This is a genomic window from Cyanobium sp. BA20m-14 (genome assembly GCF_024346295.1).
Window position 1 is genome coordinate 1 of sequence record NZ_JAGQCR010000184.1, and the last position, 6,654, is coordinate 6,654.

General features: G+C 58.5%; 9 protein-coding genes and 1 pseudogene. 5 read left to right on the forward strand and 5 right to left on the reverse strand.

Annotated features, from left to right (window positions below):
* The 3 genes from KBZ07_RS14500 to mnmH form a co-directional block, all read right to left on the reverse strand.
* Nucleotides 1-953, reverse strand: a 953-nt coding sequence (locus tag KBZ07_RS14500) for an AI-2E family transporter (RefSeq protein ID WP_254932274.1), incomplete at its 3' end; no start/stop codon positions are given.
* Between the two features lie 3 nt (nt 954-956).
* Nucleotides 957-1,352 carry a photosystem II reaction center protein Psb28 gene (gene psb28, locus KBZ07_RS14505; protein WP_254932275.1) on the reverse strand — a complete coding sequence of 132 codons (396 nt, stop codon included), beginning with the start codon at nt 1,350-1,352 and terminating at the stop codon, nt 957-959.
* Between the two features lie 39 nt (nt 1,353-1,391).
* The gene (mnmH, locus tag KBZ07_RS14510; protein ID WP_254932276.1) at nt 1,392-2,444 is read right to left on the reverse strand and encodes a tRNA 2-selenouridine(34) synthase MnmH; all 1,053 of its coding nucleotides are present in this window, start codon (nt 2,442-2,444) and stop codon (nt 1,392-1,394) included.
* 66 nt (nt 2,445-2,510) lie between these two features.
* Here mnmH and KBZ07_RS14515 point away from each other — a divergent pair, with 66 nt between their 5' ends.
* Both KBZ07_RS14515 and KBZ07_RS14520 read left to right on the forward strand, forming a co-directional pair.
* A complete protein-coding gene (locus tag KBZ07_RS14515; protein WP_254932277.1) occupies nt 2,511-3,233 on the forward strand; it encodes a GUN4 domain-containing protein in 723 nt (240 codons plus the stop codon).
* Between the two features lie 56 nt (nt 3,234-3,289).
* Complete coding sequence (locus KBZ07_RS14520; RefSeq protein WP_254932278.1) at nt 3,290-3,739, forward strand: ATP-binding protein; 450 nt, start codon at nt 3,290-3,292, stop codon at nt 3,737-3,739.
* Here KBZ07_RS14520 and KBZ07_RS14525 read toward each other — a convergent pair.
* Nucleotides 3,666-4,028 (reverse strand): DUF6439 family protein, encoded by a 363-nt coding sequence (locus tag KBZ07_RS14525; RefSeq protein ID WP_254932279.1) that lies wholly within the window; start codon nt 4,026-4,028, stop codon nt 3,666-3,668. The two genes, KBZ07_RS14520 and KBZ07_RS14525, sit on opposite strands and share 74 nt — an antisense overlap.
* Before the next feature lie 135 nt (nt 4,029-4,163).
* On the opposite strand from KBZ07_RS14525, the gene KBZ07_RS14530 reads away from it, so the two are divergent.
* Entirely contained in the window at nt 4,164-4,376 is a 213-nt protein-coding gene (locus KBZ07_RS14530) for a hypothetical protein (RefSeq protein ID WP_254932280.1), read from the forward strand.
* On the opposite strand, the gene KBZ07_RS14535 is transcribed toward KBZ07_RS14530, so the two are convergent.
* Entirely contained in the window at nt 4,373-5,476 is a 1,104-nt protein-coding gene (locus KBZ07_RS14535) for a class I SAM-dependent methyltransferase (protein WP_254932281.1), read from the reverse strand. The two genes, KBZ07_RS14530 and KBZ07_RS14535, sit on opposite strands and share 4 nt — an antisense overlap.
* Nucleotides 5,477-5,701: 225 nt before the next feature.
* Between KBZ07_RS14535 and KBZ07_RS16520 the strand changes: the two are divergent.
* Both KBZ07_RS16520 and KBZ07_RS14540 read left to right on the forward strand, forming a co-directional pair.
* A pseudogene (locus KBZ07_RS16520) lies at nt 5,702-6,130 on the forward strand (undecaprenyl-phosphate glucose phosphotransferase); the annotation flags it as partial.
* Between the two features lie 45 nt (nt 6,131-6,175).
* Nucleotides 6,176-6,654: sugar transferase (locus tag KBZ07_RS14540; protein ID WP_254932282.1), on the forward strand; the 479-nt coding region annotated here is incomplete at its 3' end.

A 6,654-nucleotide genomic window follows, 5' to 3' on the forward strand; every position in this document is an offset into this window, starting at 1 on the left:
AGCAGCCCAAGTGGTCCGAAAATCACTGTGAAGACAAGCTGAGCTGTGAGAGTGAGGCCGGGCAGAAGCTTAAGTTGCTTATGCATCACCGCAGGTGTAATTATATAAGACTCAAGATTCTGAATCCCAATGTATAATAGCAGTACGGCCAGCGATTTCCAGGGCCCATCGAAAACTGCCACTGACATAGGAAAAACTGTACTCAATGTCGGCCCTATGTTTGGAATTATGTTCAGCAGACCAGCTAGTAACGCGTTTGCGGCCACAAGTTTAACTCCCAGTAGGCTCAGGCCGATCGCTGACAGTGCGCTTACGCAAAGTGAGCTTATCAGCACTCCAACCATCCAGGCGCTGAGGGAGTTACCGCATTGCACCAACACTTGGCGAAAGCGCCGGCGATAGAAGGAGGGTATTAGCTGAATTCCTACCTCCCGATAGGAATTCGGCTGGACTGCAACCATCAAGGATAGTGCAATCACAAATAACAGCTGTACAATTCCAGAGCCAGCTTCTTTTGCGAACTTGATTAGACTATTGACTAAGGCTTTGCCGGTTGCTATGTAGTCGATTTGCAGCCCTTTAAGCCATGTCAAGTTGTCAATATTTCTGCCATTAAAAACTGAGCTTGATTCCTCAATTGCACTGCGCAGTAGCTCAAGTACGAATGCCCCAGCATGCGGAACTTGGATCAGCAACTGGATGAACTGATCCCCAAACAGCGGGACAACAGCTATCAGAAATATGCCCAGGATCGTGCCAATTAGGCCGATACTCAGCATTAGGGCTAACTGTCTAGAGCAGTTTAGTCGTTCTCTTACGGCTCCAGTAAGTGTGCAGAGGCCCATGGCCAGTACCAAGGCGCCAAACAAATTGAGCATGCTCTGGCGCAGGCTCCAGAGCAGCACCAGGGATGCCAAAAGCGCCACTAGCCCTAGCCATTGGCCGAATTTCATGGCTCAGAGCTCTTCCTGCTGACCCCGCTCCTGACCCTGAGGCTCCGCCTCCTCCTCGCCCTGGTTGCCTGAAAAGCCAAGATCGTGGCCCTCGGCGTAGCGCTGGGCAAAGCGCATGAAGCGCTCGAAGTCTTCGGTGTTCTTCCAGGTGAAGGTGCATTCCAGGGCCGTGGCCTTGCCGTTAACGAAGCGGGCCTTGACCTCCCGCGTCACCAGTTCGCCCTCCTCATCCACCAAAAACATGCCGGTGATGTCACCCATGCTTTCCGGGGCAAGGGCATCGGGCTCTTCGAATACAAACAGGGCTTGGCCGGTGCGGCCGTCACGTGAGCGGGTCAGACGGATATCCGGCACAGCACGCTCTGCTACGCCCCGAAAGAATTGAATGACAGCGCCCATGGCAAGCGGGAACAAACACCAATCTTAGGAGCTAGGCCTCTATCCCTTCATGGCGGACGACGGCTGCCAGTTTGAATTGCTGATCAGAAGCTCCGCAGCGGCCGCGGGGTCTAGGCCACTCAGATCGAAGCTGGTCAGCAGGGGTCGCTGGCGCAGGGAGAGCTCGTGGTCGTAACAGCGATCGTAATAATCGAGTATCTGACCGCAGGCTCCGGCCCAGTCGCTGGCCTCAATCGCAGCGAGGGCTGCCGCGCTGCGCTGGGGGCCCAGGCGGCGGGATATGCGGGCGGTGGCTGCCCTGAGGGCCTCCTGGCCATGGGGGCCGTAGGTAGCCACCAGCTGACCTACCCGTTCCTGCTGGGACCGCTGGATCTCAATTGCGGGCGCCTCCCCCATTTGCCGCCAGAGTGCGGCGGGAATGCGGCAACGCCCCACCTGGGCGCTCTCAGCCTCGAGCCAGATGGGGGACCGCCCCTGCAGAGCCAGCAGGTTTGCGGCTAATAGATTTTCGTAGTGTTCACTGCTGGGCTGGGGGGCCATGCCCAGGCCGCCAAAACTGCTGCCGCGGTGGTTAGCCAGGCCCTCTAGGTCCACCACCGCCTGGCCCCGCACGGAGAGGGCCTGGAGCAGGTCTGTCTTGCCCGTGCCAGTGCGCCCAGCCAGCAGCAGCAGCGGCAAGGGGCTTTCAAAACAGGCAAGCACCCAGCGCCGGAATGCCTTGTAGCCACCATCGAGGAGCAATACGGGCAGCTCAAGGCTGCTGGCCAGCCAGCCCATGCTGCTCGAGCGCATACCCCCACGCCAGCAATGCAGGCGAATGGTTTGGCCCGGCTGGGCAAGGGCGCTGAGCCCCTGGGCCAGCTCCTGGAGCCTGGGGCCCACCAGGGCCAGCCCCAGCATCACGGCCGCCTGTCTGCCCTGCTGCTTGTAGCAGATGCCCACCTGGGCCCGCTGCCCATCGCTAAACAGGGGCAGGTTGATGGCCTCGGGAATATGGCCCTGGTCAAATTCGCCTGGGCTGCGAACGTCCACCAGCGGACCGCCGGCCGCCAGGAAGGCATCCACGGTCAGCGATGGGGGGCCGCCTGGCATGGCTGAGCGGAATCTCTGCTGACATAGTGGGCCCACGTGGCACCGCATCAGGCTCAACCTCCATCCATGCTTTCCGGAGCCCCGGTCACCGCTGCAGCCACACCTGAGGCCCTGCTCGAGCGCTTTCAGGCTGCCAATGCGCGGCAACGACGCGCCATGGTTGGCACCTTGGAAGCCAGTAGCCAGGCACTGCGCCCGCTGATTGCAAACCATCTTGAGCGGCTCGATCCCCGCAGTGATGACTGGGCGGCCGGCTTCCTAATCCAGCTGTTGCTGGCGGAGGAGGATGGTCTAAGCGAGGCCTTTCTCGCCCGCTATGACGCTGGCTGGCTGGCCAGTGCCAGCGCCAGCGCCCTGTCGTTTGAGCCGCTACAGCGGGCCCTGATGTTGCAGCAGTTTGAACAGGCCGACCGGCTCACCAGTGCCCTTTTGCGCCAGCTGGCGGGCCCCGCAGCCGAGCGGAGGGGCTACGTGTATTACAGCGAGGTGGTGACCATGCCAGAGCTCGACCTCGAGAGCCTAGATCGGCTCTGGGTGTGTTTCTCCCGAGGCCGCTTTGGCTTATCGGTACAGGCGAGGCTGCTGGCCGGCTACAATGGTCGCTGGGACCAACTCTGGCCCAAGCTGGCCTGGAAGCAGGGTCGCCAGTGGACCCGCTACCCAGGATCCTTCCAGTGGACGATTAGCGCCCCTGAAGGCCACATGCCCTTGGTCAACCAGCTGCGCGGCGTGCGCCTGATGGATGCACTGCTGAGTCACCCAGCCGTGCAACGGCGTATAGGTGGCTGAGTCTGGGGGGCCGGCAACGGCCTAGGTTCAAATCGGCACCCGCGGATTCCCGCCCGATGGCCCTGCGCTGGTCGGATTTCATCCTGCCTTCCACCCTGCAGCTGGCACCGCTGTTGAAGGTGCTGATTGAGCCGGTGTGCTGCCGCCAGATGCAGAGCCAGGTGCAGCTCGGCTTGCATGAGGCCCTGGTGAATGCGGTGCGCCACGGCAATGGCTGTGATCCGGCCAAATATCTACGAGTTCGTCGGATTGAAACCCCCCGCTGGCTGGTCTGGCAGGTTCAGGATCAGGGGCCGGGGGTGGAGCCAGCCGCGCGAATCGCCTCATTGCCACCCCAGCCCGAAGCTGCAAGCGGCAGGGGCCTCTACCTGATCCACCACTGCTTCGACGACGTGCGCTGGAGCAGCCGGGGCAACCGGCTGCAACTGGCCGTCAGTCGGCAGCGGGCCGAATTGCTGACACCGGCCGGTGGCTGGGGCAGCCAGGATCGACCAACTCGCCCTTGAGCCAACCGAGTCCGTTTTCCACCAGGTCAATGGCCGCCAGCCGGGCCGGGCCGGGCTGGTTGGCAGCGGGCTCGTCGCCGCCTAGCAGCAGCACCAGGGCCGCCGCCAGCTGCTCCGCGGCACGCCTGGAACGCTGGCCCTTGAGGGCATGCCAGTCGCGATCTCCCAGGGCAAGCTGACGCTGGAGAGCCACGGCCTGCCCATGGGCGCCCTCGGGCCAGCGGAAGCTGGGCTTGAGGGATGAACTGGGATCTGAACTTGTTACTGGTGTTGTCACTGGACGTTTCACTAGACCTTTGGACGAGGTTTGGTCCATCCTGATGCCAGTTCGCAATGGCTGGGTTTGCTGATGCCAACCAGAGGCCACGGTTTCGCTGGACGGGAAATTTTTGCTAGACGGGCCCAACCAATTCGACTGCTGCACTTGCTCGAGGGCCTCCTCGTTCAAGGGGTCCTTTCGGCCCGGGGCTCGGGGGTGGTGCAGCGCCGCCAAAGGCAGCGCCAGGCCCTGACCCGACGGTTACTTGATCCCCTGCCGCCCCAGCTGGTTCCGCCAAGTCGGAGCGACGTGATGTTTTGGCGTGGGCTGCGCTGGGGTACGGCGGGCCTGCTGTTGGCCTGGTGGCTGAAGAATTAGACCGGTTTTCGGGCAGCCCACACCCTGGTCATGAAGTGGGATTCCGCAGAGATGGGGCTGAAACCGGCCTGTTTCAACTTGGCCTCGATGTCATCTGTGATGTAATGGCGGTAGTAGGGCTCGTGGAAAACCCGCCGGAAATTCTCCATCACGGTGCTGAATTGCGGAGAGTCAGCCAACTGCACCGAATCTGCAAGCATAAAAATGCCGCCCGGCTCCAGCAACCTGAAGGCCTCAGCAAGCACCTTCTGCCTTGCCTCGCCAGGTAGTTCATGGAACAAAAACACGCACGTGATCGCCTGAAAGGTCGCTGGACCAAAGGGCGTGGTCTCAGCATTTCCTTGAACAAGCTGGGGCAATTCACCAGCAAGCTGACTGAGCCATTGGTTGGCCTGGCGTAGGTAGGAGGTTGATAGATCGAGCCCAACCAGCTGGGCCTGTGGCAAGGCAGCACGAATTTGACGCAGGGTACGTCCAGTGCCAGTCGCCAAATCAAGGACCCTTACTTGGCAGGCAGGGCGACTGCTGAAGTAACACAGTCCGCGCAGCAGAGGTTCCAGTAGACGCCGGCGCATCGGATCGGCGGTCCCATTGAAGAGAATCTCCACCTGCAGGTCGTAGAGGTTTGCCGAGTGTTCGCTAAGGTAACCATCGGTCTGGTGGTGGAAGTTTTGGAGGTAATAATCCGGGTAAGCAGCCGGGTTGACTTCCGAGGGCAGATCCCGAACCTTACGCTGGCTGCGGCGACTCCAAATGGCCGGCATATCCAGCCACACCAAGGGGTAGCGGCTAGCCCAGTCAAGCCAGGGTGCGTCAAAAAGCAGCCCTGTGGGGTAGATACCAGCCTCGGCGTGCTGCCAGTCAAGAGCGATCAGTGCATCCATCGAGCGGCCTAGTTCAGCCAGCAGCTCAGGAGGTGTGGGCAAAGTGGGTGGTAGGCCCGAGGGGGAAACCAGCTCCATAAGCTTGGTACTGGCCTCCTTATGGGCCAAACCCAGCAAGCTCTTACCCTGCTGGAGTGCCTGGTAGGCAAACTTGGTAAGCCCAGGGATGGCAACGACAGTTTGGACAGGGTTCCCTGACCTGGGGTTATTTGGCATAATGACAAGGTCAAGAATAGAAAGATGCAGTCAACTGCGTTTAATGGCATTCTCCGGCAGAGCGGTGGAGATCTCGCCCGTGTCCAAAGGCTAGGCGATCCCCTAGTGGCAGCGGGGCTGTTCCAGTTACTTGTGGGTCAATACATACCTGAGCCTTCACCACTGCTTTTACCCAGCTGGCTATGGGTATTACTGCTAACGGCATTGCTGCTACCAAGCAGTGGCATGTACGGCAGCTTCCGTCAAGGCAGCCTAAAAGATCTTTCTACGAGGGTGACAAATCGCTGGATAATAGTACTCATGTCAATACTAGTATTGACTTTTGCTACCAAATCCTCAGAATATATTGGCCGAGTCAGCATTGTATTTTGGGCTACCCTAACTTTAATATTACTTCAGCTTTCCCATGTAGGCCTACGCAAACTTCTTCGAATGCATAGGATGCGAGGGGGAAACAGCCGCACGATTCTTTATTGGGGAGAGAGCGAAGCTGCCAAGAAGTTTAGCAATCGCCTTATAAATGCTCCCTGGCTAGGCCTGAAAGTGAGTAAATGGTTCAGCCCAAATCCGCCTAGGCCCGATTGTCAGCCTCCAGAACTGCCCGCGTGCTCTGGCGGCTTGGTAGAAATGAGGCGTTGGCTTTCTGATAACGAGGTTGACAGCATTGTTTTCAGCCACCTCCCGAGCAGCAGCGTCAATATGGACGAACTTCTGGATTTTTTTGGTGATACTTGTCTACCAGTTATTTATGCTCCCCACTGGGCGCACAAAGGCATGCGCTTTGAGGTCGAACAATTTGGCGAAACACATTGCCTTAATCTATGGGGTGGAGAACAGTCACGCTTTAATACAAATCTGAAAAGGGCAATTGACCTGGGAGTTTCGGTAATTGGCTTGATTGCGCTGAGCCCGCTGTTCTTAAGTACAGCTATTGCAATTAGAATTACAAGCCCTGGACATGTATTTTTCGCCCAGGAAAGATATGGAATGAATGGTAAAAGATTTAGATTACTTAAATTTAGGAGCATGAGGGTAATGGAATCGGGAAACACCCAAGGCCTGCGGCAGGCAACTAAAGATGATCCGAGGGTCACTCCAATCGGAAGATTTATCAGGCGCTGGAGTATAGATGAATTGCCCCAACTGATAAACGTCTTAAAAGGAGAAATGAGTATTGT